Genomic DNA, 25,741 nt, shown 5'->3' with positions numbered 1-25,741 from the left:
ACGGCGGCCTGCGACACTTGGGTGGATGACCACGCTGCTTCTGGCCCGCCACGGGCTGACCGACCTGACGGGGCCGGTGCTGGCCGGCCGCACCCCCGGCGTCCACCTCAGCGACGCGGGCCGGGCGCAGGCCGCCGCGCTGGCGCGGCGGATCGCCGGCGTCCGGCTCGACGCGGTCGTCTCCAGCCCTCTGGAGCGCTGCCGGGAGACCGCCGAGGCCGTCGCCGAGGGCCGCGGCCTGGCGGTGCGGACCGACGACCGGCTGCTGGAGTGCGACTACGGCGACTGGACCGGGCGGGAGCTGAAGGAGCTCGCCAAGGATCCGCTCTGGCCGGTGGTGCAGACGCACCCGAGCGCGGCGGCGTTCCCCGGCGGTGAGGCGATGGCGGTGATGCAGCACCGCGCGGTGGCCGCGATCCGCGACTGGAACCACCGGCTGGGGGAGAAGGCTGTCTACCTCGCCTGCAGCCACGGAGACGTGATCAAGGCGATCGTCGCCGACGCGCTGGGGCTGCACCTCGATCAGTTCCAGCGCATAACCGCTGATCCCGCCGCCCTCACCGTCATTCGCTATGCCCCCTTGCGTCCCTTTGTTCTCAGGATTAACGATATGGGGGAATTGCGGCTCCCCGAGGATTCGGAGGAGAAAGACGGGGGAGAAAACTCCACCGGGAGCGATGCCGCCGTCGGCGGCGGGCCCGGGACCACGTAAGGTCAGGCTATGCCGGTCTTCGACTACGACCCGCCAGAGAGGTTCGTGGCGGGCGCCCTCGGGCAGCCGGGCGCGCGCGCCTTCTTTCTGCAGGCCAGGGCCGAGGGCAGACTGACCACCGTAGCTCTGGAGAAACTGCAGGTCGCGGCGCTGGCGGGCAGGCTCGAAGAACTGCTCGACGAGGTGCTGCGGCGCAGCGGCGGCACCGCCCACGTGCCGGCGGTCGCCCCCGCCGACCTGACCGACGAGGAGCCGCTCGACGTCCCGGTGTCGGAGGACTTCCGGGTCGGCACGATGGCCCTGGCGTGGGACCCCGACACGTCCCAGGTGGTCATCGAGGCGCAGGAGATCGTCGACGAGGAGGACCTCGACGCGCCCGAGCCCGCGGTGCTGCGGGTGCGGATCAGCGCCGGCGCCGCCCGGGCCTTCACCCGGCGGGCGCTGGAGATCGTCGCGGCGGGCCGCCCGCCGTGCCCGCTCTGCGGGCAGCCGCTCGACGCCGAGGGGCACGTGTGCGTACGTCTCAACGGCTACCGCGGAGGTGAGGCGGCTTCATGACCGCTCCGGAGAGCGAGCCCGCCGTCAAGGCCGCCCTCCCCTCGGCCATGGACGAGGAGGAGACGCTCAAGCTGCTCCGTGGCGGCCGCCTGGAGATGGCCGGACGTCTCGTCGAAGCCACCAACATGACCCTCTACTGCACGGTCCGGCTGGGGGAGCGCGCGGCGGCGTGCGTCTACAAGCCGGTACGCGGCGAGCGCCCGCTGTGGGACTTCCCCGACGGCACGCTCGCCGCCCGTGAGGTCGCCGCCTACGAGGTCTCGCAGGCCACCGGCTGGCACATCGTGCCGCCCACGGTCTACCGCGAGGGGCCGTTCGGGCCCGGCATGTGCCAGCTGTGGATCGACACCGAGCGTGAGGTCGACCTGATGCGGCTGGTCCGCAGCCGCAACCCGGTGGTGCGCCGGATGGCGGTCTTCGACGCGGTGGTCAACAACGCCGACCGCAAGGGCGGCCACCTGCTGCCGCTGCCGACCGGTCACGTCTACGGGGTCGACCACGGCGTCTGCTTCGCCGTGGAGGACAAGCTCCGCACCGTCCTGTGGCAGTGGCGGGGCAAGCCGCTGTCACGTGAGGCGGTGGGCGTGCTGGCCAAGCTGGAGCGGGAGCTGGACTCCGGTTCTCTCGGCCGCCGGCTGCGCGAGCTGCTGACCACGGCCGAGGTGGAGGCGACCTGGAAGCGCGTGCGGCGGCTGCTCGACACCGGCATCCACCCGTACCCCTTCGAGGGCTGGCCTGCCGTCCCCTGGCCACCCATCTGAGCCGGTTTTGTACGCTTTGCCGCATGTGCACGGTGATCGTGAGAACGGGGCGGCCCCTCACCTTGATGGGCATCAGGGACGAGTTCGCCGACCGCCCATGGGAAGGCCCGGCCGAACACTGGCCCGGCCATCCCGGCGTCGTCGGCGGGCGCGACCTCAAGGCGGGCGGCACCTGGCTCGCGGTCGACCCGGCGGCCCGGCGCGCCGCCGCCCTGCTGAACGGGCGCGGCACCCCCGCGCCCGAGACCCGCAAGGTCTCCCGCGGCGACCTGCCGCTGCGGGCCGTCACCTCAGGCGAGCTGCCCGGCATCGACCTGACCTGCTATGACCCGTTCCATCTGGTGCTCGCCGACCCGGCCGGGGCCCGGCTGTTCAGCTGGGACGGGCACAGCCTGGAGACCACCGACCTGCCCGGCGGCACCAGCGTGATCGTCAACACCGGCCTCGACCCGGACCACGAGCGCGTCACCGCCAACCTGCCGAGGTTCGCCGGCGACGCCGACTGGCGCGAACCCCTCCGCGACCCGCCCTCGGACGCGCCCGAGGCGCTGATCGTCCGGCACGAGCTGCCCGACGGCCGCGTCTTCGCCACCCTCAGCGTCACCCTGCTGACCCTCGCGCCGGACGGCGTGACGTACGAGTTCACCGACATGACCGCTGATCAGCACCGATAGGCTCGATGACATGAAATCGTGGTCCGCCCCCAACGTTCCCACGCTCCCCGGCGCGAGCGTCCCGCTGCGGCTCTACGACACCGCGTCCCGGGAGGTCCGGCAGACCGATCCCGGGCCGACCGCGAGGATGTACGTCTGCGGCATCACCCCCTACGACGCCACCCACCTCGGCCACGCCAACACCTACCTCGCCTTCGACCTCGTCGGCCGCATGTGGCGCGACGCCGGTCACCAGGTGCACTACACGCAGAACGCCACCGACGTCGACGATCCACTGCTGGAGCGGGCCGAGCAGACCGGCGTCGACTGGCAGACCCTGGCCGAGCGGGAGATCGAGCTGTTCCGCACCGACATGGAGGCGCTGCGCGTCCTGCCGCCCCGCGAGTACGTCGCCGTCACCGAGGTCGTCGGCCGGGTCGCCGAGCTCATCGGCGAGCTGGCCGGCCGGGGCGTCACCTACTCGCTCGACGGCGACGTCTACTTCGACGCCGCCGCCGCGCCCCACTACGGCCAGGTCTCCGGCTACTCCCGCGAACGCATGCTGGAGCTGTTCGCCGAGCGGGGCGGCGACCCGGAGCGCCCCGGCAAGCGCGACCCCCTCGACTGGCTGCTGTGGCGGGCCGAGCGGCCGGGCGAGCCCGCCTGGGACTCCCCGCTGGGCCGCGGCAGGCCCGGCTGGCACGTCGAGTGCACCGCGATCGCGCTGGACCACCTCGGCCCCGGCTTCGACGTCGCGGGCGGCGGCTCCGACCTGATCTTCCCGCACCACGAGTGCGGCGCCTCGGAGGGCTTCGCCGCCGCCGGCCGGTGGCCGTTCGCCCGGTTCTACACCCACGCCGGCATGGTCGGCCTGGACGGCGAGAAGATGTCCAAGTCGCGGGGCAACCTGGTGTTCGTCTCCAAGCTGCGGGCCGAGCACGACCCCATGGCGGTCCGGCTCGTCCTGCTCGGCAGGCACTACCGCGACGACTGGGCCTACACCCCCGCTCTGCTCGCCGAGGCCGAGGCCAGGCTGGAGCGCTGGCGCGCCGCCGTGGCCGGCCCCGCGGGGCCGCCCGCGGAAGAGCTGCTCGCCGAGGTCCGCGAGCGGCTCGCCGACGACCTCGACGCCCCCGGCGCCGTGGCCGCCGTCGACCGGTGGGCCGAGAAGGCGCTCGCTCAGGACGCGGCCGGGCGGGGGAGCGACCCGTCGGCGCCGGCCCTGGTGCGCGACCTGGCCGACGCCCTCCTCGGCGTGCGGCTGCAGGGCTCCTAGGCCGTCACCCGGGCCGCCGGCCGAAACCCCTTCAGCTCGGCGGCGAACCACTCGATGGTGCGCCGCAGCCCTTCGCCGGCCGGCACCGCCGCCGTCCAGCCGAGCTTCTCGGCGGCCAGCGTGGTGTCCGGCCGGCGCACCTCCGGGTCGTCCTGCGGCCGCTCGACGAACTCGATCGGCGACGACGACCCGGTCAGCTCCTTGATCGTCACGGCCAGGTCGAGCATGGTCACCTCGTCCGGGTTGCCGAGGTTCACCGGCCCGTCGAAGTCGCTGTCGGCCATGGCCAGCACGCCCGACACGGTGTCGTCCACGTAGCAGATCGAGCGGGTCTGCGAGCCGTCGCCGGTGACGGTGATCGGCTCGCCGGTCAGCGCCTGGCGGATGAACGTCGGGATCGCGCGGCCGTCGAACGGCCGCATGCGCGGCCCGTACGTGTTGAAGATCCGCACGATGCCGGTGTCGGTGCCGCGCGAGTTGCGGTAGGCCGTGGTCAGCGACTCGGCGAAGCGCTTGGCCTCGTCGTAGACGCTGCGCGGGCCGACCGGGTTGACGTTCCCCCAGTACGTCTCGCGCTGCGGGTGCTCCAGCGGGTCGCCGTACACCTCACTGGTGGAGGCCAGGACGAACCTGGCGCCCTTCTCCCGCGCCAGCCCGAGCGCGTGCAGCGTGCCGACGCTGCCGACGCGCAGCGTCTCGATCGGGTAGCGCAGGTAGTCGGCCGGCGAGGCGGCCGAGGCGAAGTGCAGCACCAGGTCCACCTGACCGGGCACGTGCACGTAACCGGTCAGGTCGCACTCGACGATGCGGAACGACGGCCGGTCGACCAGATGCTCGACGTTGCGCGGCCCGCCGGTCAGGAAGCTGTCCATGCACACCACGTCAGCCCCCCGATCCAGCAGCCGCTCACACAGGTGGGAGCCGAGGAACCCGGCTCCTCCGGTGACCAGCGCCCTCATGACGTGACCTCCATCGCGGCGTCGACGACTTCTGATACCTCGATCTCGAGCAGCCCCGGGTCCGGCTTGTCGCCGTGCGGGTCGCCCTGGTGGCCGGTCCACAGCGCGACGTGCCGCCACCCCGGCGGCGGACCCCACTGCATCGGCGAGACCGGCCCGAACAGCACCACCGACGGCACGCAGAACGCGGTCGCCAGGTGGCCCACGCCGGTGTCGCCGCACACCACCAGGCGCGCCCTGCTCACCAGCTCGATCAGGCCGGCCAGGTCGGTGCGGCCGGCGAGCACCCGGTCCGCCGGCAGCCCGGCCAGCTCGGCCACCTTCCTGGCCAGGCCGACCTCCTCGGAGCTGCCGGTGACGACCACGTCGTCCAGCAGGGCCGCCACCTTCGCGAACCGCTCCGGCGGCCAGCGCCTGGCCGGGTAGGCGGCCCCGGGATGCACGATCGCCGGCCCCGTGCGGTCCGAGACGCCGAGCGTCAGGTCCTGCGGGTCGGCCGGGATGCCGTGCCACTCCAGCAGGTCGCACCAGCGCCGCACCTCGTGCACGTCGTCCTGCCAGGGCGGGCCGACCTCGTAGCTGATCAGCCGTCCGGGCTCGGTACGGCGCAGCGCCTCGATGCTCTGCGGGCCGCGGCCGTGCAGGTTGACCGCGATGTCCGGCCGTTCGAACGGCACCGGGCCGGGCCCGCGCACGTCGATCTGGTCGTCCACCGCGCAGGTGAGCGGCAGCAACGGCCCGAGATAGGCCGGGGTGGCGAGCGTGATCCGGTGCTCCGGGTGGGCCTGGCGCAGCGCGCGCAGCGCGGGGACGGCCGTGAGCAGGTCGCCCAGCCCCAGCCCGCGCAGCGCCAGGAGTTCTAGGGCCATGACGTCTCCGTGTCGGGGCAGACGACGAGTTCCCTGATCTCGCAGCCGACCGGCCGGCCCAGCGCGAAGACCACGGCCTGGGCGACGTCGGCGGGGTCGTTCAGCCCCGCCTCCGGGCCCGGCTTGTACTGTTCGGGCCGGCCGTCGAAGAAGGCGGTCCGCATGCCGCCGGGCACCAGCAGGGTGACCCCCACCTCGCCGCGCAGCTCGACCGCCAGCGCCCGGGTCAGCCCCACCACGCCGAACTTCGACGCGCTGTAGGCCGAGGCGTCGCTGAGCGGGCGCAGCCCGAGCGTGGACGCGCAGGTGACGATCCGCCCGCGCGACCTCTTCAGATACGGGAGCGCGGCCCGCACGACGGAGGCGGTGCCCAGCAGGTTGACCTTGATGACCTGCTCCCAGTCGTCGGCGGGCACGTCCTCCAGCCGCCCGCACCGGTCGATGCCGGCCGCGGTGACGATCGCGTCCAGGCCGCCGGCGCGCTCGGCCAGCTCGGTGACGGCGCGCTCGGCCTGCTCCCGGTCGGCCAGGTCGGCGGTGACGTGCTCGAAGCGCTGGTCGGGCCGGCGCACGTCGACGACCAGCGCCCGCCAGCCTTCCTTCTCGACCGCTTCCGCGGTGGCCAGGCCGAGGCCGGAAGCGCCTCCGGTGATCAATACGTTCATCGGATCTCCCTGATCAGATTGGTGGTCGAACGTCCCGGCAGCAGGTCCAGCACCACGGTCTCGGCGCCGATGCCGGCCAGGATCTCGGATTCGGGCAGCGTGCCGCCCTCGTAGTCGCCGCCCTTCACCCACACGTCGGGGCGGAGCAGCTCGATCGCGTGGACCGGGGTGCTCTCCTCGAACACCAGCACCGCGTCCACGCAGCTCAGCGCGCGCAGGACCTCGACCCGGTCGGTCACGTCCACGATCGGACGCGACGGGCCCTTGAGCCTGCGCACGGACGCGTCGGAGTTGACGCACACGACGAGCGCGTCGCCGAGCGCGCGGGCCCGCCGCAGCAGGCTGACGTGCCCGGCGTGCAGCAGGTCGAAGCAGCCGCCGGTGGCGATCAGCCGCCCGCCGCGTGCCCGGGTCAGCTCGGCCACCTCGGCCGCGGTGCGCGGCCGGTCGCCCAGTTCCTGTTCCCGTACGCGGAGCGCGGCCGCGCCGCCGCCGGCGACGAACCGTGAGGCCGCGCCGACGCCGATGGTGACCGCCCGCGTCACGTCGGCCCCGGCCCGCAGCGCGAGCGCCGCCGCGCCGGCCAGCCGGTCGCCCGCGCCGCACGTGTCCTGGCCGCTCGCCAGGACCGGTGCGGGGATCTTGAGCAGGGTGCCGTCGGCCAGCGCCAGCGACGCGCCCGCGGTGCCCCGGGTGACGGTGACCGCCTCGGCCTTCAGCTCCTCCCGGATGGCGCGGGCGGCGCGGTCGGCGCCGGGGAACCCTCCCGGGCACAGCCGCCTGGCCTCGGCCTCGCTGGGGGTGATGAGCGTGCATCCCTCGGGCGGCCTGCCGCCTCTCGGGTGCGGGTCCCACACGACGGGCGCCGAGCAGCCGCGCAGCAGCTCCCGCGCCACCGCTCCGACGCCCCGCCCGTAGTCGGCCACCAGCACCGCCCCCGCCGCCGCGACCACCTCCACGGCCCGCGCGTAACCCCCGGCCGCGCCCGCTCCCGTGCCCGCTCCCGTCCTTGCGCCCGCTCCCGTGCCCGCTCCCGCCCTTGCGCCCGCTCCCGTGCTCGCTCCCGCCCTTGCGCCCGCTCCCGTGCTCGCTCCCGTGCCCGCGCCCGCCTCTGTGCCCGTGTCTGCTCCTGTGCCCGTGTCTGCTCCTGTGACTGCGCCCGGTCCTGCGACCGCGCTCGCGGCCGGCCGTGCGGTCTCGCCGTGCGGGACGGTCGCGACGCCGTCGCCGGTGTCCAGGCGCAGGAGTGTCTGGCCTCCCGCCCGCACGCGGGTCTTGCGTACGGTCCCGCCCCGCAGCGGCAGCCGTACCAGCTCCACCTCCGCCGACAGCAGCCCGCACAGGCGGCGCCCCGCCGGGTCGTCGCCGATCGCGGTGATCAGCACCACGTCGGCGCCCTCCCGCGCGGCGAGCAGAGCCGCCAGCCCCGCGCCCCCGGGCCGGGCATGCTCGGCGGCCACGTCGACCACGGGCACCGGCGCGTCCGGGCACAGCCGCTCGGCCTCGCCCTCGACGTCCACGTCGAGAAACGTGTCGCCGATCACGACGAGCGGGCCGGCAGTCTCGTCCGGCCGCCCCGGGACCTCCCCGTCCGTGCCGGGACGGCTCACAGGGCCTCCTCCACCGCGTCGCACAGCATGTGGATCAGCGCCAGGTGGACCTCCTGCACCGTGGACGTCTCGTCCGCCGGCACGGCCACGACGTCGTCGCACAGGTCGGCGAGCGGGTTCGGCGCGGGTCCGGTGAGCGCCCACGACAGGATGCCGCGCTCCTGGGCGGCCCGCGCCGCGGCCAGCACGTTGGCGCTGCCGCCGCTGGTCGACAGGCAGATCAGCACGTCACCCGGCCGGCCGTGCGCCTGCACCTGGCGGGCGTAGACCTCCTCGGCGCCGAAGTCGTTGGCGATCGCGGTGAGTGAAGAGGTGTCGGCGTGCAGCGGGATCGCCGCGTACGCGGGCCGGTCGGCCCTGAACCTGCCGACCAGCTCGGCCGTCAGGTGCTGGGCCTCGGCGGCCGACCCGCCGTTGCCGCAGGCGAGCAGCCTGCCGCCGGCCGTGAGCACGCCGCCCAGCTTGCCGCCCCAGGCGCGGATCGTGACGGCGTGGTCGTCGACCCTGCTCAGGGCCGTGCGGAGCTTTTCCAGGTGCGCGTCCATCGTCATCCCCCCAGTGCGGCGAGCCGGGTCGGCTGCCCGTCGATCACCTGCGTGTAGACGGCCTCGGTCTGTTCGGCGACGCGCGGCCAGCCGTACCGTTCGCGGGCGCGGCGGGCGCCGGCCCTGCTCATCTCGCGGCGTCTGGCCGGGTCGTCGAGGACTTCCCGCAGCACTCTGGCGAGCGCTCGCGGCCTGCGCGGCGGCACCAGCAGCCCGCAGCCGGCCACCGTGTCCAGGTGGCCGCCGACCGCCGACGCCACGACGGGCAGGCCGCACGCCATCGCCTCCACCGGCACCAGTCCGAACGGCTCGTACCAGGGCACGGTGACCAGCACGTCGGCCGCGCGCATCAGCGCCGGGACCCGCTCGCGGGGCACGCTGCCGATCACGTGCACCCGGTCCTGGAGCCCGTAGCCGCGCGCCAGCTCGCGCAGCCGCACCGCCTCCTCGTCGCCGGCCCGCCCGCCGGCCACCACCAGCTCGGCGCCGGGCAGCCGGCGCAGCGCGGCGATCACCGTGTCGACGCCCTTGCGCGGCACCATCCGGCCGATGCTCAGGATCATCGGCCCGTCCGTGCGCGGGGCCACGGGCCCGTCGGGGCGGAACCGGTCGAGATCGACGCCGCACGGGACGACCGAGATCCGCTGCTCGGGCACGCCCATGGCGACGAGTTCCTCTACCTCGTCGCCGCAGGTCGCCAGCACCGCGTCGGAGCGGCGGCCGATCTCGCGCTCGGTGGCCCGCCGGTGGGCGGGGCTGGTGTCGGCCTCGCCCTGCCAGCGCCGCTTCACGGTGCCGAGCGCGTGGAACGTCTGCACCACGGGGACGCGCCCGGCCGCCCGCAGCGCCGCCTGCCCGCTCATCCAGAAGTGCGCGTGGATCACGTCGGGGGAGCGCAGCGCCCAGTCGGCGGCCAGCCGCTCGGTGAACTCCGGCATGTACGGCGGAAGCTCGTCCTTGGGCACCGGCGCCGCGGGGCCCGCCGGCACGTACGCGACGGTGACGCCGGGGGAGACCCGCACCGACCTCGGCTGGCTCGGATGGGAGCGCCGGGTGTGCACGACCACCGAGTGGCCGCGCGCGGCCAGCGCCGTGGCCAGGGACGCCACGTACACGTTCTGGCCGCCGGCGTCGACGCCGCCGATGGCGGCGAGAGGGTCGGCGTGTTCCGAGACGAGATCGATCTTCACTGCGTCAGCTCCCTCACTGCCTTGACCACCTGCTCACTGGCTATCTGCGACAGGCACGGGTGCCCGGGCACCGGGCAGGTGCGCGCCCTGCTGCCACGACAGGGCGCGTCCTGGTCACCGAGCAGCACCGTGGGCACGCCGTACGGGGCCCACCGCTCGGCGGGAACGACGGGGGCGAACAGGCTGACCACCGGGGTGCCGACGGCCGCGGCCAGGTGGGCCGGGCCGGTGTTGCCGGCCACGAGCACCCCGGCACGCTCCAGTACGGCGGCAAGTTCGGCGAACGAGGTCCTGCCACCGAGGTCCACGGCGTCGTCGCCGGCGACGAAGGCGGTGAGATCGCGTTCCTTGCCGGTCACCACGATCCGATGCCCGTCGTGGGCCAGGTCCCGCACGGTCCGGCGGTGCCTTTCCGCGGGCCAGGTCCTGGCCGGGGCCGAGGTCCCCGGGTGCACCACGACATACGTGCCTTTGCCGGCCACGCCGCCGGCAGCGAGCATTTGCCCTATTTCTGGGCTGATATCCGGAAGTGGCTGGCGAACTGCGAGTTTGCCGTCGTCGCCGGGCGGGAGCTCGAACCCGGCGGCGCGGGCCAGCGCCAGCATCCGCTCCGCCTCCGGCACGTCGAGGCTCTCGTCGACCCGGTGGCGCACGTCCAGCAGCGAGCCGGGGTAGTCCTCGCTGATGGCGGAGATCCGCCGTACCCCGGCCAGCCTGAGCAGCAGGGCCAGCGGCAGCGCCGACTGGTGGAACGAGGTCAGGATGAGCGCCTCGTCGCAGCCGCGCGCCTGCCGGACGAGCGCGTCGACGGCGGCGCCGTCCACGGGCGGCGGCTCGCTCAGGATCCACGGGGCCCGCCACTCCACCACCCGGTCCACCCCGGGCAGCAGTTCGGCGGCGGCGCTGCCGGCGGGGCCGGCGAGGAACACGACCTCGCCCGCCCGCGCGCGCACGGCCCGCACGGCCGGGCCGGACAGCAGCACGTCCCCGGCATCGTCGAGCCGCGCCACGAGCACCCGCGGACCGCTCATCGCCGCACCTCCCATTCCCCCCTGAGCCGGTGCCAGCAGGCCGCCGGTGGGATCAGCAGGCTGGTGACGACCATGCGCGCCGTCTCGGCGGGCGTGCGCGGCCCCGGCCGCACCCGCGCCCAGGCGAACTCCGCCGTCATGAGCGCCCACCCCGCGGCCGCCCATCCGGCTCCGCGCCGGGGCCAGGCCGCAAGGCATGGTCCCCGTACGGGAACCCGGCCGCGGCGCGCTCCGCCGGAGGCCAGCACGCTGGCCGTGCCCAGGGCGAGCGCGGCGGCGGCGCAGGCCGTCGTGACGGCGTGGCGGCGCAGGCGGCCGCGGGCGCCGATCGCCGCGCGCCACCCGGGCCCGTGCAGGCGCCGCATCCGCGCGTCGTCGGCGTTGCCGCGCTGGAACCGGACGCTGGCCCAGAAGCCGTCGTCGCGCACCGGATGCACGGTCACCCGCGCGCCCTTGACCAGCCGGTAGCCGGTCCGCAGCAGGCGCAGGGCCAGGTCGGCGTCCTCGCGGTAGGCGCGCGGGAAGCGCTCGTCGAACCCCCCGACCCGCTCCAGCGCCGAGAGGCGGAAGGCCATGTCGGCCGTGGGCCAGTCGGCGCCGGCCAGCCCGGCGGTGTGCCGCTCGCCGTCGGTGGGCCGGCGCCCGGCGGGCAGCGGCACCACGATCCGGCCCTGGCTGCCCGCCACGTCCTCCGGCAGGTCCGCCAGGTCCTCGCGGACCGCGTCCACCCAGCCGGGCGAGGGCACCACGTCGTCGTCCAGGAACGCCACCCACGGCGTGTCCGCCGCCCGCCATCCGGCGTTGCGCGCCGCCGCGGGCCCGCGACCGCCCGAGCGCACGACCCGTACCCCGGCCGGCACCTCCAGCGGCTCGGCGGCGCCGCGCCGGTCGTCGGCGACCACCACGGGGACGCCCGTCAGCGCGGCCAGCGTGGCGCGCAGGCTGGGCCGTCCGATCGTGGGGATCACCACCGTGATCACGAGGCGAACACCTCCCCGCGCCGGATCAGGTACGGCCCCAGGGCCAGCACCTCCACCGGGGCGGAGCCGAAGCACTCCAGCGCGTCGCGCGGGTCGTCCACCATGGGCCGCCCGGCGGTGTTGAGGCTCGTGTTGACCAGGACGGGCAGCCCGGTCCTGGCCTCGAACTCGGCCAGCACCCGCGCCATCAGCGGCTCGGCGGCGGGGGAGACGGTCTGGATCCTGGCGGTCCCGTCGACGTGCACCACGGCGGGCAGGCGCTCGCGCCAGCCGGGGCGCACGTCGTGCACGAACAGCATGTACGGCGAAGGCACCGGCCCCCGGGCGAAGACGTCGGCGGCCCGGTCCTCCAGCACCATGGGCGCGATCGGCCGGAACTGCTCGCGTCCCTTGACGTCGTTGAGCCGTTCGGTGTTGGCCGCGTGCCCCGGGTGGGCCAGCAGCGAGCGGTGGCCCAGCGCCCGCGGCCCGTACTCCGACCGTCCCTGGAACCAGGCGACGATCCGGTCGGCGGCCAGCTCGGCGGCCACCGCCCCCGCCAGGTCCGTCGGCCGCGTGTACGGGACGCGCGCCACGTCCAGCCACGCCCCCAGCTCCTCGTCGGTGAAGCCGCGCCCGAGCGCGGCGGTGCCCATCGGCGCGGCCGGCTCCCCGTACGCCTGCGCCAGGTGGAGCGCGCCGCCCAGCGCCGTGCCGGAGTCTCCGGCGGCCGGCTGCACCCACACCTCATCGAACGGCCCCTCGGCGAGCAGCCGGGTGTTGGCCACGCAGTTCAGCGCCACCCCGCCGGCCAGGGCCAGCCGCCGCTCGCCGGTCCGCTCGTGCAGCCACCGGGCCAGGTCGAGCAGCACCTCTTCGAGCCGGGCCTGCACGCTGGCCGCCAGGTCGGCGTGGTCGTCCGTCCACGGCTCGCCCTTGCGCAGCGCCTTGGCGTAGCCGCTCCACTCGATCGGCGTGACGTGGAAGCCGCCGTCATCGGTCGCGTAGACGAGGTCGCGCAGCTCCTCCAGGAACCGGGGCCGGCCGTAGGAGGCGAGCGCCATGACCTTGTACTCGTCGCTGGAGCGCAGGAAGCCCAGGTGCTCGGTCACGTCCTCGTACATCAGCCCGAGCGAGTGCGGCAGCCGCTGCGCGGCCAGCACCTCCAGCTCGCCGCCGGTGTAGCGGCCGGCCAGGTGGGAGACGTCCTCGCCGCGGCCGTCGCACACCAGCACCGCGCAGTCGCGCCAGGGCGAGGCCAGGCCCGCCGAGGCCGCGTGCGCGATGTGGTGCGGCACGTAGCGCACCTTGGCCGGGTCCAGCCCGGGCAGCGCGGTGGACAGGAACAGCGGGGCGCGGACCGCGTACCGGGTGCGCAGGTCCTCCCAGTCGCCGTCCGGGCGCTGCTCGACCAGGGCGGGGTCGTAGGAGTAGGCCACCGCGTCGATGTCCTCGGGCCCGATGCCCGCCTCCCGCAGGCACCAGGCGGCCGCCTGCTCCGGAAGTTCCCACGCGGAGAACGGGAGCGGGCGCTTGCCGTGCTTGCGCCGGCTGAACCGTTCCTCCTCCGCGGCGGCGACCACCTTGCCGTCCACGATCAGGGCCGCGGCGGGGTCGTGGAAGATCGCGTTGATGCCGAGAAATCTCATCGGTTCCCTTCCTGCGAGACACGAGAACCGCTACCGAGAGAAGCGCTTCTCAAACACCCCCGCCTCCTCTATATGGGGAAATACCCCCGCTTAGCCCGCATTGGTCACGCTAAGTAGTTGTTTGCCGGATGGGGGTCCGGGTAGCAGTCGGCCACGCGACGGAGGTGGATGGTGTTCGAACAACGACGTCCCGGGGCCGTGCTCTTCGACAGGGACGGAACGCTGATCAGGGATGTCCCGTACAACGGCGACCCCGCCCGGGTCCAGCCCATGCCGGGCGCGCTGGAGGCGTTGAGCAGGCTGCGCAGGGCCGACCTGCCGGTAGCGGTGGTGACCAATCAGTCGGGCGTGGCGAAAGGGCTGATCACCGCGGACGAGATGGAGCAGGTCAACGCCCGCGTGGAGGAACTGCTTGGGCCGTTCGACGCGTGGGCGATCTGCGTGCACGACGACATCGACGGCTGCACCTGCCGCAAACCCGCGCCCGGCCTGCTCATCAGGGCCGCGGCGGTGCTGGACGTCAGCCCGCGCGAGTGCGTCATGGTCGGCGACATCGGCCGCGACATGGAGGCGGCCAGGGCGGCGGGCGCGCGGGGCATCCTCGTGCCGACCGAGCAGACCTTGCGCGCGGAGATCGAGCAGGCCCCGGAGCTCGCCGACGACCTCCTCGACGTGGCCGAACGGCTGCTGCGCGAGGTGGACGCCGCGCCGGCCCCCGTCGCCGTGGGCGGCTCGGCCTGGTCACGCGCGCTCGGCTGGAGCCGTTGGTGAGGATCCTCCTCTGGCACGTCCACGGCTCGTGGACCACCTCGTTCGTGCACGGCCACCACGACTACGTGCTGCCGCTCGTGCCCGGGCGCGGTCTCGACGGCAGGGGACGGGCCGAGACCTACCCGTGGCCGGCCCGCGCCCGTGAGGTGCCGTGGGACCGCCTGCGCGACGAGCCGATCGACGTGGTCGTCTACCAGCGCCCGCACGAGCTCGACCTGGCCCGCGAGTGGCTCGGCCGCGACCTGCCCGGCGTCTACGTCGAGCACAACACCCCCGCCGGCGACGTGCCGCGCACCCGCCACCCGCTGGCCGGCCGCTCCGACCTCACGCTCGTTCACGTCACCCACTTCAACGAGCTGTTCTGGGACAACGGCCGGGCGCCCACCCGGGTCATCGAGCACGGCGTCGTGGACCCCGGCCACCTCTACACCGGCGAACTGCCCCGGGCCGGCGTCGTGGTCAACGAGCCCGTCCGGCGCACCCGCGTGGCCGGCACCGACCTGCTGCCGCGCTTCGCCGCGAAGGTCCCGCTCGACCTGTTCGGCATGAAGGTCGAAGGTCTGCCGTACGGGACGTACGAGGACCTGCCGCAGGCCCGCATGCACGCCGAGCTGGCCAGGCGGCGGGTCTACCTGCATCCGTACCGGTGGACGTCGCTCGGGCTGGCCCTCATCGAGGCGATGACCCTGGGCATGCCCGTGGTCGCCCTGGCCACCACGGAAGCCGTCGAGGCGGTGCCGCCGGAGGCGGGCGTCCTCTCCACCCGGGTGGAGACGCTGGCAGGGGCGCTGGAGGAGTTCGCGGCGGACCCGGAGCGGGCCGCCCAGACCGGGAAGGCCGCGCGGGCCGCGGCCCTGGCGCGCTACGGGCTCGGCAGGTTCCTGGAGGACTGGGACCGCCTGCTTGAAGAGGTATGACCCGAAATGCCCTGGGTAGGCGCCATGGGCATGATGATGCTCGACTGGTCACGCAGGGCCGCCTGCTCCGACCTGGACCCTGAGCTGTTCTTCCCGATCTCGCTCCAGGGCCCGGGCCAGTCACAGGTGGAACGCGCCAAGTCCATATGCCGGACCTGTCCCGTACGGGAGCCATGCCTCGACTACGCGATCAGCAGCGGCCAGACGCACGGCGTCTGGGGCGGCACCGATCCCGACCAGCGGCGCGCGCTCATCCCGAGGTCAGCGCCGCGGCCAGAAACCGTCCCCGCTCGTCCGCTGACAGGTGGTCGCTGAACAGCACCCCGTCCAGATGATCGGACTCGTGCTGCAGCACCCGCGCCAGCACGCCCAGAGCCCGCACAGTGACGGGCTTGCCGAACATGTCGCGCCCGCGCGCCGTGACCATGAAGGCGCGCTCCAGCGGCCACCACACGCCCGGCGCCGACAGACACGCCTCGTCCGCCGTGATCCGCCGCTCCGACAGCTCCAGCCGCGGATTGACCAGATGGCCGGACGCGCCCTCGTAGGCGTAGACGAGCACCCGCAGCGGCACCCCCACCTGGGGAGCGGCCAGTCCCGCCCGCCCGGCGCCCGCGCGCAGGGTCAGCGTCATCGACTTCACCAACCGGCGCAGCTCCTTGTCGAAATCCCGCACCGGCTCGGCCACCGACCGCAGCACCGGATCGTCGAACGCCCTGATCGGCAGCACCGTCACCCGCAACCCCCCGCATGATCGCGTCGCACATCGACGGCGTTCCCGCCCGCGCCGGCCGCCAATCCCCCTGAGTGCCGCTTGTAGCACAGCGGTAACAGAAGGGACCCAGCGAGGAAACCCCTGGAACCCACCATGAAGGGGTGATCTCACTTCCGGTTCACGTGCCTGTGATGTCCGGCCGGGTGCTCGGGGCCCGGCCGGACCTCCCCGACCCACGACGAGGTTCTCGCATGAGTGCGCCAACCATCAGTGCGCCAGCCATCGGCGACGTCACCACGTCGCCGGAGATCTCACCGGAGACCGCGCCGGACGCGCTGGCGGGGTTCACGATCGGCGTCACCGCCACCCGGCGGCGCGAGGAGTTCGGCGCGCTGCTCGAACGGCGCGGCGCCCGCGTGCTCAGCGCCCCGGCGATCAGGCTCGTCCCGCTCGCCGAGGACGCCGACCTGCTCGCGGCGACCCGGCAGAGCCTCGAACGGCCCGTCGACGACGTGGTCGTCACCACCGGAGTAGGTTTCCGCGGCTGGATGGCCGCCGCCGAGGGCTGGGGCCTGTCCGCCGAACTGGGCGACCACCTCGCCCGCGCGCGCCTGCTCACCCGCGGGCCCAAGGCCAGGGGAGCGGTCCGCGCCGCCGGGCTCAACGACCACTGGACCCCCGCCACCGAATCCTGCGCCGAGGTCAAGGACTACCTGCTCGCCCAGGACCTGCGCGGCCGCCGCATCGCCGTCCAGCAGCACGGCGAGCCGCTCACCGACTTCATCGCCGCGCTGCGCGAGGCGGGCGCCGAGGTGATCGAGATCCCCGTCTACCGGTGGCTGCCGTACCGCGACCCGTCGCCGCTGCGCCGCCTGATCACCCAGACCATCGCCGGCTCGGTCGACGCGGTCGCCTTCACCAGCGCGCCCGCCGTGCACGCCATGCTCAACGCCGCCAGGGCCGAAGGCGTCGAGGCCGCGCTGCTGGCCGCGTTCGGCGGACGCGTCGTGGCCGCCTGCGTCGGCCCGGTCACCGCGGGCCCGCTCACCGACCGCGGCGTGCCCACGCTCCAGCCCGACAGGGCCCGGCTGGGCGCGCTCGCCCGCGTCCTGGCCCGCCACCTGCCCGCCGAGTCCGTGTCCCGGCTGGAGGCGGCCGGCCACCAGCTGGAGATCCGCGGCCACGCCGTGGTCGTCGACGGCGAGCTGCGCCCGCTGCCGCCCGCCCCGATGGCCGTGCTCAAACGCCTGGCCGACAAGCCCGGCCACGTCGTCTCCCGCGCCGAACTGCGCACCGTCCTGCCCGGCAGCACCGCGAGAGACTCGGCCGAGCACGCCGTCGAGATGGCCATCACCCGCCTGCGCCGCGCCCTCGGCCCCGCCGGGATCGTCGAGACCGTGGTCAAGCGCGGCTACCGGCTGGCCTGCCGGTACGAGGGCGTCCAGTGACCCCGACGCTCGTACTGGCCGCCCACGGCACCCGCAGCGAGGAGGGGCGGCGCACCCTGTCAGCGCTGGCCCGCGCCGTCCGCGCGGCCCGCCCCCGCCACCGGGTCGAGCTGACCTACCTGGAGATCAGCCCTCCGCTGCTGCGCGACGTGCTGCCGCGCGTGCCCGGACCGGTGGTCGTCGTCCCCCTGCTGCTGGCGGGCGGCTACCACGTGCACGTCGACCTGCCCGCCGTGCTCGCCGAACACCGGCCCGACGCCCTGGTCGCCCGGCAGCTCGGCCCGCACCGGCTGCTCACCGGCGCGCTCGCCCGCCGCCTGGACCGGGCCGGCCTGCGCGCCACGGACGCGGTCGTGCTGGGCGCGGCCGGGTCCTCCGACCCCGCCGCCCTGGCCGACGTGCGCGCCGCCGCCCACCGGCTCGCCGTCCGCCTGTCCCGCCCCGTCACCGCCGCTTTCGTCTCGGCCGGCGAGCCGGGGCTCGCCGAGACCATGGAACGGCTGCGGTCAGGCCCAGCGGCCCGGGTGGCGCTCGCCTCCTACCTGCTGGCGCCCGGCTTCTTCCACTCCCGCCTGGCCGCCGCCGGCGCCGACCTCGTCAGCGCGCCGCTCGGCGCCGACGCCGACGTCGCCGCCCTGGCCTGGCACCGCTACGACCAGACCCTGCGCCACCGCGCCCTCACGCGGACAGCCGTCTGACCGGGGTTCCCCGCCGCGGGCCGGCTCGACCCGGCGCGGGCACGGACGCCTCTACCCGTCGCGGGCACGGACGCCCGGCGTCCTGACGGGTCAGGCGCGTTCCGGGCGGAATCGCCCTGAGCGGCCCCATGCGGGCCGCCGGGGCGGTCAGGTGTCGGTGTCGCGGTCGCGACGCCTGAGGTAACGCTCGAACTCGGCCGCGATCGCGTCGCCGCTCGCCTCCGGCAGCTCCGCCGCGTCCTTGCGCTCCTCGAGCTCCTTGACGTACTCGGCCACCTCGCTGTCCTGCGAGGCCAGCTCGTCGACGCCGTGCTCCCACGCGCGGGCCTCCTCGTCGAGGTCTCCCAGCGGCATCGGGATCTCCAGCACGTCCTCCAGCCGGCGCAGCAGCGCGAGCGTGGCCTTCGGGTTGGGCGGCTGGGCCACGTAGTGGGGCACCGACGCCCACAGCGTGACGGCGCTCAGGCCCGCGCGGCCGAACGCGTGCTGCAGCACGCCGACGATGCCCGTCGGGCCCTCGTAGCGGCTCAGCTCCAGGTTGATCGAGCGCGCCAGGCCCTCATCGGTGGCCGAGCCGAGGATCGGCACCGGCCGGGTGTGGGGCGAGTCGTTGAGCAGCGCGCCCAGCATGACGGCCTGCTCGACGCCCAGCTCGCGGCAGACGTCGATGATGTCGGCGCAGAACGACCGCCAGCGCATGTTGGGCTCGATCCCGCGCAGCAGCACCACGTCACGCTCAAGGCCGGGCGGACGGGCGCGCAGCAGCCTCGTCGTCGGCCAGATGATCGACCGGGTCAGCCCGTCGCCCATCTCCACGACCGGGCGGGTGACCTGGAAGTCGTAGTAGTCGTCAGGGTCCAGCTCGGCCAGCGGCTCGGCCTTCCAGGCGGACTCGAGATGGGCGATCACACCGCTCGACGCCTCGCCCGCGTCGTTCCAGCCCTCGAACGCGGCAATGAGCACCGGGTCCACGAGCTCGGGAAGCCCTTCGAGCTCGATCACGTGTCGCCTCCTGTCTGCACCATCGCGCTAAGCCTATGCGGTGAGGAGGTACTCCTGTCACGTGGTAAGCGCGATCAGTGGTATCCGTCGTACCGCCTGTCGTGGAAGACCAGGCCGGACGCCGTGACGGCGGGGTCGCGGGCGGGGCCGCGGGCGGGGCGGGCCGCACGGCGGCGCGGATCTCGGTTCGGCACAGCCGATAGGCTGTGGTCCATGAGCGTCGCCCAGACATTCCGAGAAGTGCTGTCCCAGCGTGTGATCGTCGCCGACGGCGCCATGGGCACGATGCTCCAGGCCCACGACCCCACCCTCGACGACTTCGAAGGTCACGAGGGCTGCAACGAGGTGCTCAACGTCACGCGGCCGGACATCGTCGAGGGCGTCCACGACGCCTACTTCGCCGTGGGCGTCGACTGCGTCGAGACCAACACCTTCGGCGCCAACCTCGCCGCGCTCGGCGAGTACGACATCGGCGACCGGGTCTACGAATACTCCGAGGCCGGCGCCAGGATCGCCAGGCGGCGCGCCGACCACTGGTCGACGCCCGACCATCCCCGGTTCGTGCTCGGCTCGATGGGCCCCGGCACCAAGCTGCCCACGCTCGGTCACCTGCCGTTCGCCACCCTGCGCGACGCCTACCGCGACAACGCGGCGGGCCTGGTCGCCGGCGGCGCCGACGCGCTGATCATCGAGACCTGCCAGGACCTGCTCCAGGTCAAGGCCGCCGTGCTGGGTGCGAAGCGGGCCGTCGAGGCGGCCGGGCGCGACGTGCCGATCATCGCCCAGGTGACGATCGAGACCAACGGCGCCATGCTGCTCGGCTCCGAGATCGGCGCCGCGCTGACGGCGATCGAGCCGCTCGGCGTCGACGTGATCGGCCTCAACTGCGCCACCGGCCCCGCCGAGATGAGCGAGCACCTGCGCTACCTCGCGCGCCACTCGCGGCTGCGGCTGTCGTGCATGCCCAACGCCGGCCTGCCCGTGCTCACCTCCGACGGCGCCTACTACCCGCTGAGCGCCGAGGAGCTGACCGCCGCCCACGACGCCTTCACCCGCGACTACGGCCTGTCCCTCGTCGGCGGCTGCTGCGGCACCACCCCCGAGCACCTGCGCCAGGTGGTCGAGCGGGTGCGGGGCCGTCAGGTCGCCCCCCGCCGCCCGCACCCCGAGCCCGGCGCCTCCTCGCTCTACCAGACGGTCCCGTTCCGCCAGGACACCTCGTTCCTGGCCGTCGGCGAGCGCTGCAACACCAACGGCTCCAAGGCCTTCCGCGAGGCCATGCTGGCGGGACGCTGGGACGACTGCGTCGAGATGGCCCGCGACCAGGCCCGCGGCGGCGCCCACATGCTCGACCTGTGCGTCGACTACGTCGGCCGCGACGGCGTGGCCGACATGAAGGAGCTGGCGTTCCGGCTGGCCACCGCCTCCACCCTGCCGATCATGCTCGACTCGACCGAGCCCGAGGTGCTCCGCGCCGGGCTGGAGATGCTCGGCGGCCGCGCCGCCGTCAACTCCGTCAACTACGAGGACGGCGACGGCCCCGACTCCCGCTTCCAGAAGATCATGCGGCTGGTGCGGGAGCACGGCGCCGCCGTGGTGGCGCTCACCATCGACGAGGAGGGCCAGGCCCGCACCGCCGAGCACAAGGTGGGCGTGGCCTGCCGCCTGATCGACGACCTGACCGGCAACTGGGGCATGCGGGTCGAGGACATCATCGTCGACTGCCTCACCTTCCCCATCGCCACCGGCCAGGAGGAGACCAGGCGCGACGGCCTGGAGACCATCGAGGCCATCCGCGAGCTCAAGCGGCGCCACCCCGGCGTGCAGACCACGCTCGGCGTCTCCAACATCAGCTTCGGCCTCAACCCCGCCGCCCGCATGGTGCTCAACTCGGTGTTCCTGAACGAGTGCGTCAACGCCGGGCTCGACTCCGCCATCGTGCACGCCTCCAAGATCCTGCCCATGGCCCGCATCCCCGACGAGCAGCGCCAGGTAGCCCTCGACATGGTCTACGACCGGCGGCGCGAGGGCTACGACCCGCTGCAGCGGTTCATGGACCTGTTCGAGGGGGTCGACGCCGCGGCGATGCGCGCCGGCAAGGCCGAGGAGCTGGCCGCGCTGCCGCTCTGGGAGCGGCTCAAGCGCCGGATCATCGACGGCGAGCGCAAGGGCCTGGAGGCCGACCTCGAGGAGGCGCTGGCCCAGCGGCCCGCCCTGGAGATCATCAACGACGTGCTGCTCGACGGCATGAAGACGGTCGGCGAGCTGTTCGGGTCCGGCCAGATGCAGCTGCCGTTCGTGCTGCAGTCGGCCGAGGTGATGAAGGCCGCCGTCGCCCACCTGGAGCCGCACATGGAGCGGGTCGAGGGAGAGACGAAGGGCCGCATCGTGCTGGCCACGGTCAAGGGCGACGTGCACGACATCGGCAAGAACCTCGTCGACATCATCCTGTCCAACAACGGCTACGAGGTCGTCAACCTCGGCATCAAGCAGCCGGTCTCGGCCATCCTGGAAGCCGCCGACGAGCAGAAGGCCGACGTCATCGGCATGTCCGGCCTGCTGGTCAAGTCGACCGTGGTAATGAAGGAGAACCTCGAGGAGCTCAACTCCAGGGGCCTGGCCAAGCGCTACCCGGTGATGCTCGGCGGCGCCGCGCTCACCCGCGCCTACGTCGAGCAGGACCTGGCCGAGCTGTTCGAGGGCGAGGTCCGCTACGCCCGCGACGCCTTCGAGGGCCTGCGCCTGATGGACGCGATCATGGCCGTCAAGCGCGGGGTGGCCGGCGCCGAGCTGCCGCCGCTGCGCCGGCGCCAGGTCAAGACCGGCGCCCGGCTGAGCCGTACCCCCGTCGAGGAGCTGCCGGCCCGTTCCGACGTGGCCGCCGACAACCCGGTGCCGGCGCCGCCGTTCCACGGCGACCGCATCGTCAAGGGCATCCCGCTGGCCGACTACGCGGCCTTCCTCGACGAGCGGGCGCTCTTCCTCGGCCAGTGGGGGCTCAAGCCGACCAGGGGCGGCGACGGTCCCGGCTACGAGGAGCTGGTCGAGTCCGAGGGCCGGCCGAGGCTGCGCATGTGGCTGGAGCGGCTGCAGACCGAGGGCCTGCTGGAGGCCGCCGTCGTCTACGGCTACTTCCCGTGCGTCAGCGACGGCGACTCGCTGATCATCCTCGACGAGTCGGGCGGGGAGCGCACCCGCTTCACGTTCCCGCGCCAGCGCCGCGACCGCCACCTGTGCCTGTCCGACTTCTTCCGGAGCAAGGACTCGGGGGAGACCGACGTGGTGGGTCTCCAGGTCGTCACCATGGGCGGCAAGATCTCCGAAGCCACGGCCGAGCTGTTCGCCAAGGACGCCTACCGCGACTACCTGGAGCTCCACGGCCTTTCGGTGCAGCTCACCGAGGCGCTGGCCGAATACTGGCACGCCCGGGTCCGCTCGGAGTGGCGCATCGGCGGCGACGAGTCGCTCGACGACATGCTGAAGGTCAACATCCAGGGCTGCCGCTACTCGTTCGGCTATCCTGCCTGCCCCAACCTCGAGGACCAGGTGCAGCTCTTCCAGCTGCTCGACCCGGAGCGGATCGGCGTCACCCTGTCGGAGGAGTTCCAGCTCCATCCGGAGCAGGCGACCTCCGCCCTCGTCGCCCACCATCCCGAGGCCAAGTACTTCAACGTCTGACGGCCTCAGGAGGGGTACGGGGTGGAAGCGGTCTTCTTCGACATGGACGGTCTCCTGGTCGACACCGAGCGGGTGTGGCTGGAGGTCGAGACCGAGGTGATGGGCAGGCTCGGCACCAACTGGACTCCCGAGCACCAGGCCCACCTGGTCGGCGGCTCCATGGAGCGCACGGTCGACTACATGCTGGGCGTCTCGGAGTCGCCGGTGCCCGCGTGGACGGTGCGCGAGTGGATGGTGACCGGCATGGTGGCCCGCCTGGCGGGCGGGGTGCGGATCATGCCGGGCGCCGCCGAGCTGCTCGACGCGCTGCGGGACGAGGGGGTGCCGGTAGCGCTGGTGACGTCGTCGCTGCTGGAGATCGCCGACGCGGTGCTCAAGCACGTGGGCCGCGAGCGTTTCGACGTCGTCGTCACCGCCGACGACGTCGTCCGCACCAAGCCCGACCCGGAGCCCTACCTGACGGCGGCCGACCTGGTGAAGGCGGAGCCGGTGCGCTGCGTCGTGCTGGAGGACTCGCCCAACGGGGTGGCGGCGGCGACGGCGGCGGGGTGCGCCGTGGTGGCGGTGCCGAGCCTGCTGCCGGTGGAGCCGGCGCCGGGCCGCCTGGTGGTCCCCTCGCTCACGGAGGTCACGCCGGCCCGCCTGCGCGCCCTCCTGCCTTCCTGATCCGTCTCCCGCGCTCCCGGCCGCACGGCCTGACGCAGGCATCCGCGGTCCCGCCGTTTAACGCCGCACTCCCGGTGCAGAGGGCATGCCGGAGATGATCGCGGAGAGAGGCGGTTCGCGTGGCGGACGGGGACGGCAGGCCCGAGTTGTGCCAGGTGGTGCTCGACTGCACCGACGCCAGGGCCCTGGCGGAGTTCTACCGGGCCCTGCTGGGGCTGGTCTACCGGCCCGGTGACGAGCCTCCCGAGGCGGGGGCCGACGACGAGCGGGGCCGCGACTGGCTGGTCCTGCGAACCCCGGGCGGCGCTTCGTGGCTGGCCTTCCAGCAGGTGGACGAGCTGCCCGAGGCGACCTGGCCAGGCGGACCGGTGCCCCAGCAGCTGCACCTGGACCTGACCGTGAGGTCGGTCGGGGAGCTGCGCGCCGCGCACGAGCGGGTGCTGCGCCTCGGCGGACGGCTGCTGCTGGACCGCATCGAGGACGAGGAGGAGCCGCTGCGCGTCTACGCCGACCCGGCGGGACACCCCTTCTGCGTCTTCGTCTCCACGCGCGCGGCGTCGGGGGCGGACGGAGTCGACCCTTAGGGGGCCGCTGGTTCTCCCGGAGGAGGGGCGGGGCGGGTATCACGTGCCAGGATGGAGAGAAAAGGCACATACGGAGGGGTGACCCGCATGGGTTTCGAACAGATCGCCTGGTTCCCGCTTTGCATCGGCCTGACCATCGCGGGGCTGGTGATGAGCTTCCTGGCGTTCCGGCGCCGGGGCGCGGCCTCCGGGTTCCGGGTGCTGGCGTGGGCGCTGCTGCCGCTGGCCGCGTACTTGACCGACGCGCTGCGGGCGCTGTGGACCATCGGCTCCACCGTCGTCGGGTTCGTGGCGAACCTGGTGTTCAACCCGCTGGTGTGGGCGGGGGTGGCCGTGGCCGGCCTGTCGGTGGTGCTGTTCGTCGTCTCCGGCGTGCTGCGCGGCAGGAAGCTCCGCAAGACCGGTGGCGCCGGGAGCACGGGCGACGCCGTGAGCGCCGGCGGGGCGGCGAAGGCGAAGCCCGCCCCCGCGTCCGAGGGCGGCCGGCCGCAGGCGTCCGCCCGGCCCGCCGTGGAGAAGAAGAAGGCCCCGAAAGGCGAAGACGACTTCTCGGACATCGAGGACCTTCTCCGGCGTCGCGGCATCAGCTAGATCCCGGTATGTCACGGATCTGAGACGCAACCAGGACTGGTCGTGCACATTCCCACCAAGATCGATACGAATGCGTTTCGCGTCAATCACAGTTGAGCCACATAGCGGCCTGAGGGGCTAGTCAGCGCAGTTCAGGCCATACATCCTGCCTCCTGAAGGTCGCGACCAAGCGGTCTTTACGACGAAACTCCAGACAACGTCGTCTGAACAATCAGGGGGCTATCCGGCATGACCGCACCGCTCGACGTTTCCGGTGCCTCGGCGCAGGTGCCGCCAGAGGCCACGCTCGCCGGAGCGGGCAGAGCCGTCCAGGGCCGGTCTCTCACCCGGATCGCCTGGATGCGGCTGAGGCGCGACAAGGTCGCGCTCAGCGGCGGCATCGTCGTGATCTTCTTGATCCTGGTGGCGATCTTCGCGACGCCGATCATCAGCCTGTTCGGCCACGACCCGCTGGAGTTCCACCAGGACGCGATCGACCCCAACACCCTGCTGCCCCTGGGCGACTTCGGCGGGATGAGCGCCGAGTACCCGCTCGGCGTCGAGCCGGTCAACGGTCGCGACATCTTCAGCCGCATCGTCGCCGGGGCCGGCATCTCACTGCTGATCGGCTTCCTGGCCACGATGGTGTCGGTGCTCATCGGCACGGTCATGGGCGTCATCGCCGGCTACTTCGGCGGCTGGGTCGACCAGATCATCGGCCGGATCATGGACGTGTTCCTGGCCTTCCCGCTGCTCGTCTTCGCCATCGCGCTGGTCGGCGTGATGCCGAACGAGGGCTTCGGGCTGGAGGGCAACGGGCTCCGCATCGCGATGCTGATCTTCATCATCGGCTTCTTCAGCTGGCCCAGCATCGGGCGCATCGTCCGCGGCCAGACGCTGTCGCTGCGCGAGCGCGAGTTCGTCGACGCCGCCAGGAGCCTGGGCGCCCGCAACGGCTACATCCTGTTCCGTGAGATCCTGCCCAACCTGATGGCCCCGATCCTGGTCTACGCGACCCTGCTCATCCCGGCCAACATCCTCTTCGAGGCCGCGCTGTCTTTCCTCGGCGTCGGCGTCAACCCGCCCACTCCCACCTGGGGCGGCATGCTCTCCGAAGCCGTGCGGTTCTACACCCTGCCGCACTTCGTGATCTTCCCGGGTCTGGCGATCTTCATCACCGTCCTGGCGTTCAACCTGTTCGGCGACGGACTGAGGGACGCCTTCGACCCGCGGGCGCACTGACCTTCGCCCACGC

General features: G+C 73.5%; 26 protein-coding genes. 15 read left to right on the top strand and 11 right to left on the bottom strand.

The genetic code is table 11. The features are described from left to right. Positions 1–25: 25 nt before the first annotated feature. From ACQEUU_RS23145 to mshC, 5 genes are read left to right on the top strand one after another with little or no spacing between them, the layout of a single operon-like run. The gene (locus ACQEUU_RS23145; RefSeq protein WP_433069158.1) at positions 26–712 is read left to right on the top strand and encodes an MSMEG_4193 family putative phosphomutase; all 687 of its coding nucleotides are present in this window, start codon (positions 26–28) and stop codon (positions 710–712) included. Between the two features lie 9 nt (positions 713–721). Next, the gene (locus ACQEUU_RS23140; RefSeq protein WP_433069155.1) at positions 722–1,270 is read left to right on the top strand and encodes a DUF3090 domain-containing protein; all 549 of its coding nucleotides are present in this window, start codon (positions 722–724) and stop codon (positions 1,268–1,270) included. Beyond that, the gene (locus ACQEUU_RS23135) at positions 1,267–2,031 is read left to right on the top strand and encodes an SCO1664 family protein (protein ID WP_433069152.1); all 765 of its coding nucleotides are present in this window, start codon (positions 1,267–1,269) and stop codon (positions 2,029–2,031) included. The genes ACQEUU_RS23140 and ACQEUU_RS23135 overlap by 4 nt, the downstream gene beginning before the upstream one ends. Positions 2,032–2,054: 23 nt before the next feature. Continuing rightward, on the top strand, positions 2,055–2,705 hold the full coding sequence (locus tag ACQEUU_RS23130; protein ID WP_433069149.1) for an NRDE family protein: 651 nt from the start codon (positions 2,055–2,057) through the stop codon (positions 2,703–2,705). Positions 2,706–2,715: 10 nt separating this feature from the next. Beyond that, the gene (mshC, locus tag ACQEUU_RS23125) at positions 2,716–3,960 is read left to right on the top strand and encodes a cysteine--1-D-myo-inosityl 2-amino-2-deoxy-alpha-D-glucopyranoside ligase (RefSeq protein WP_433069146.1); all 1,245 of its coding nucleotides are present in this window, start codon (positions 2,716–2,718) and stop codon (positions 3,958–3,960) included. Here mshC and ACQEUU_RS23120 read toward each other — a convergent pair. From ACQEUU_RS23120 to ACQEUU_RS23080, 9 genes are read right to left on the bottom strand one after another with little or no spacing between them, the layout of a single operon-like run. Beyond that, positions 3,957–4,919 carry a UDP-glucuronic acid decarboxylase family protein gene (locus ACQEUU_RS23120; protein WP_433069144.1) on the bottom strand — a complete coding sequence of 321 codons (963 nt, stop codon included), beginning with the start codon at positions 4,917–4,919 and terminating at the stop codon, positions 3,957–3,959. The two genes, mshC and ACQEUU_RS23120, sit on opposite strands and share 4 nt — an antisense overlap. Continuing rightward, a complete protein-coding gene (locus ACQEUU_RS23115) occupies positions 4,916–5,788 on the bottom strand; it encodes a glycosyltransferase family 9 protein (protein ID WP_433069141.1) in 873 nt (290 codons plus the stop codon). The genes ACQEUU_RS23120 and ACQEUU_RS23115 overlap by 4 nt, the downstream gene beginning before the upstream one ends. Then, positions 5,779–6,453, bottom strand: a complete 675-nt coding sequence (locus ACQEUU_RS23110; RefSeq protein ID WP_433069138.1) for an SDR family oxidoreductase — start codon at positions 6,451–6,453, stop codon at positions 5,779–5,781. Before ACQEUU_RS23110 ends, ACQEUU_RS23115 begins: the two co-directional genes overlap by 10 nt. Beyond that, a complete protein-coding gene (locus ACQEUU_RS23105; RefSeq protein ID WP_433069135.1) occupies positions 6,450–8,063 on the bottom strand; it encodes a PfkB family carbohydrate kinase in 1,614 nt (537 codons plus the stop codon). The genes ACQEUU_RS23110 and ACQEUU_RS23105 overlap by 4 nt, the downstream gene beginning before the upstream one ends. Continuing rightward, positions 8,060–8,608, bottom strand: coding sequence for a D-sedoheptulose-7-phosphate isomerase (locus ACQEUU_RS23100; protein WP_270159881.1), 549 nt, complete (start codon positions 8,606–8,608; stop codon positions 8,060–8,062). The genes ACQEUU_RS23105 and ACQEUU_RS23100 overlap by 4 nt, the downstream gene beginning before the upstream one ends. 2 nt (positions 8,609–8,610) lie before the next feature. Next, positions 8,611–9,798, bottom strand: coding sequence for a glycosyltransferase (locus ACQEUU_RS23095; protein ID WP_433069133.1), 1,188 nt, complete (start codon positions 9,796–9,798; stop codon positions 8,611–8,613). Then, positions 9,795–10,829 carry a glycosyltransferase family 9 protein gene (locus ACQEUU_RS23090; protein WP_433069130.1) on the bottom strand — a complete coding sequence of 345 codons (1,035 nt, stop codon included), beginning with the start codon at positions 10,827–10,829 and terminating at the stop codon, positions 9,795–9,797. Before ACQEUU_RS23090 ends, ACQEUU_RS23095 begins: the two co-directional genes overlap by 4 nt. Next, positions 10,826–11,809: a glycosyltransferase family 2 protein gene (locus ACQEUU_RS23085; RefSeq protein ID WP_433069128.1), complete on the bottom strand. Its 984-nt coding sequence runs from the start codon at positions 11,807–11,809 to the stop codon at positions 10,826–10,828. Before ACQEUU_RS23085 ends, ACQEUU_RS23090 begins: the two co-directional genes overlap by 4 nt. Further along, on the bottom strand, positions 11,806–13,437 hold the full coding sequence (locus ACQEUU_RS23080; protein ID WP_433069125.1) for a carbamoyltransferase family protein: 1,632 nt from the start codon (positions 13,435–13,437) through the stop codon (positions 11,806–11,808). The genes ACQEUU_RS23085 and ACQEUU_RS23080 overlap by 4 nt, the downstream gene beginning before the upstream one ends. A 171-nt stretch (positions 13,438–13,608) precedes the next feature. Here ACQEUU_RS23080 and ACQEUU_RS23075 point away from each other — a divergent pair, with 171 nt between their 5' ends. The 3 genes from ACQEUU_RS23075 to ACQEUU_RS23065 are packed head-to-tail and all read left to right on the top strand — an operon-like array spanning position 13,609 to position 15,440. Then, the gene (locus ACQEUU_RS23075) at positions 13,609–14,208 is read left to right on the top strand and encodes a D-glycero-alpha-D-manno-heptose-1,7-bisphosphate 7-phosphatase (RefSeq protein WP_433069122.1); all 600 of its coding nucleotides are present in this window, start codon (positions 13,609–13,611) and stop codon (positions 14,206–14,208) included. Then, complete coding sequence (locus ACQEUU_RS23070; protein WP_433069119.1) at positions 14,205–15,125, top strand: glycosyltransferase; 921 nt, start codon at positions 14,205–14,207, stop codon at positions 15,123–15,125. The genes ACQEUU_RS23075 and ACQEUU_RS23070 overlap by 4 nt, the downstream gene beginning before the upstream one ends. A 6-nt stretch (positions 15,126–15,131) precedes the next feature. Next, a complete protein-coding gene (locus ACQEUU_RS23065; RefSeq protein WP_433069117.1) occupies positions 15,132–15,440 on the top strand; it encodes a WhiB family transcriptional regulator in 309 nt (102 codons plus the stop codon). On the opposite strand, the gene def is transcribed toward ACQEUU_RS23065, so the two are convergent. Further along, positions 15,376–15,861: a peptide deformylase gene (gene def, locus ACQEUU_RS23060; protein WP_433069114.1), complete on the bottom strand. Its 486-nt coding sequence runs from the start codon at positions 15,859–15,861 to the stop codon at positions 15,376–15,378. The genes ACQEUU_RS23065 and def overlap by 65 nt on opposite strands. A 230-nt stretch (positions 15,862–16,091) precedes the next feature. Here def and ACQEUU_RS23055 point away from each other — a divergent pair, with 230 nt between their 5' ends. Both ACQEUU_RS23055 and ACQEUU_RS23050 read left to right on the top strand, forming a co-directional pair. Then, on the top strand, positions 16,092–17,288 hold the full coding sequence (locus ACQEUU_RS23055; RefSeq protein ID WP_433069111.1) for a uroporphyrinogen-III synthase: 1,197 nt from the start codon (positions 16,092–16,094) through the stop codon (positions 17,286–17,288). Next, on the top strand, positions 17,285–17,986 hold the full coding sequence (locus ACQEUU_RS23050; RefSeq protein WP_433069108.1) for a sirohydrochlorin chelatase: 702 nt from the start codon (positions 17,285–17,287) through the stop codon (positions 17,984–17,986). Before ACQEUU_RS23055 ends, ACQEUU_RS23050 begins: the two co-directional genes overlap by 4 nt. Positions 17,987–18,133: 147 nt before the next feature. Here the strand turns inward: ACQEUU_RS23050 and ACQEUU_RS23045 are convergent, their stop codons facing one another. Next, the gene (locus tag ACQEUU_RS23045) at positions 18,134–18,988 is read right to left on the bottom strand and encodes a PAC2 family protein (protein ID WP_433069105.1); all 855 of its coding nucleotides are present in this window, start codon (positions 18,986–18,988) and stop codon (positions 18,134–18,136) included. A gap of 213 nt (positions 18,989–19,201) precedes the next feature. Between ACQEUU_RS23045 and metH the strand changes: the two genes are divergently transcribed. The 5 genes from metH (at position 19,202) to ACQEUU_RS23020 (ending at position 25,728) form a co-directional block, all read left to right on the top strand. Further along, positions 19,202–22,666, top strand: a complete 3,465-nt coding sequence (gene metH, locus ACQEUU_RS23040; RefSeq protein WP_433069102.1) for a methionine synthase — start codon at positions 19,202–19,204, stop codon at positions 22,664–22,666. 21 nt (positions 22,667–22,687) lie between these two features. Next, on the top strand, positions 22,688–23,332 hold the full coding sequence (locus ACQEUU_RS23035) for an HAD family hydrolase (protein ID WP_433069099.1): 645 nt from the start codon (positions 22,688–22,690) through the stop codon (positions 23,330–23,332). A 119-nt stretch (positions 23,333–23,451) separates the two neighbouring features. Further along, entirely contained in the window at positions 23,452–23,916 is a 465-nt protein-coding gene (locus ACQEUU_RS23030; RefSeq protein WP_433069096.1) for a VOC family protein, read from the top strand. Positions 23,917–24,003: 87 nt separating this feature from the next. Further along, a complete protein-coding gene (locus ACQEUU_RS23025; protein WP_433069093.1) occupies positions 24,004–24,507 on the top strand; it encodes a cellulose synthase in 504 nt (167 codons plus the stop codon). A gap of 228 nt (positions 24,508–24,735) precedes the next feature. Then, on the top strand, positions 24,736–25,728 hold the full coding sequence (locus ACQEUU_RS23020) for an ABC transporter permease (RefSeq protein ID WP_433069091.1): 993 nt from the start codon (positions 24,736–24,738) through the stop codon (positions 25,726–25,728). Positions 25,729–25,741: the final 13 nt, after the last annotated feature.

It is taken from the genome of Nonomuraea sp. CA-218870, assembly GCF_050936535.1.
Taxonomy (GTDB): Bacteria; Actinomycetota; Actinomycetes; order Streptosporangiales; family Streptosporangiaceae; genus Nonomuraea; species Nonomuraea corallina.
The sequence above is the reverse complement of the archived record's forward strand: the minus strand, read 5'-3'. Positions and strand labels throughout refer to the sequence as shown.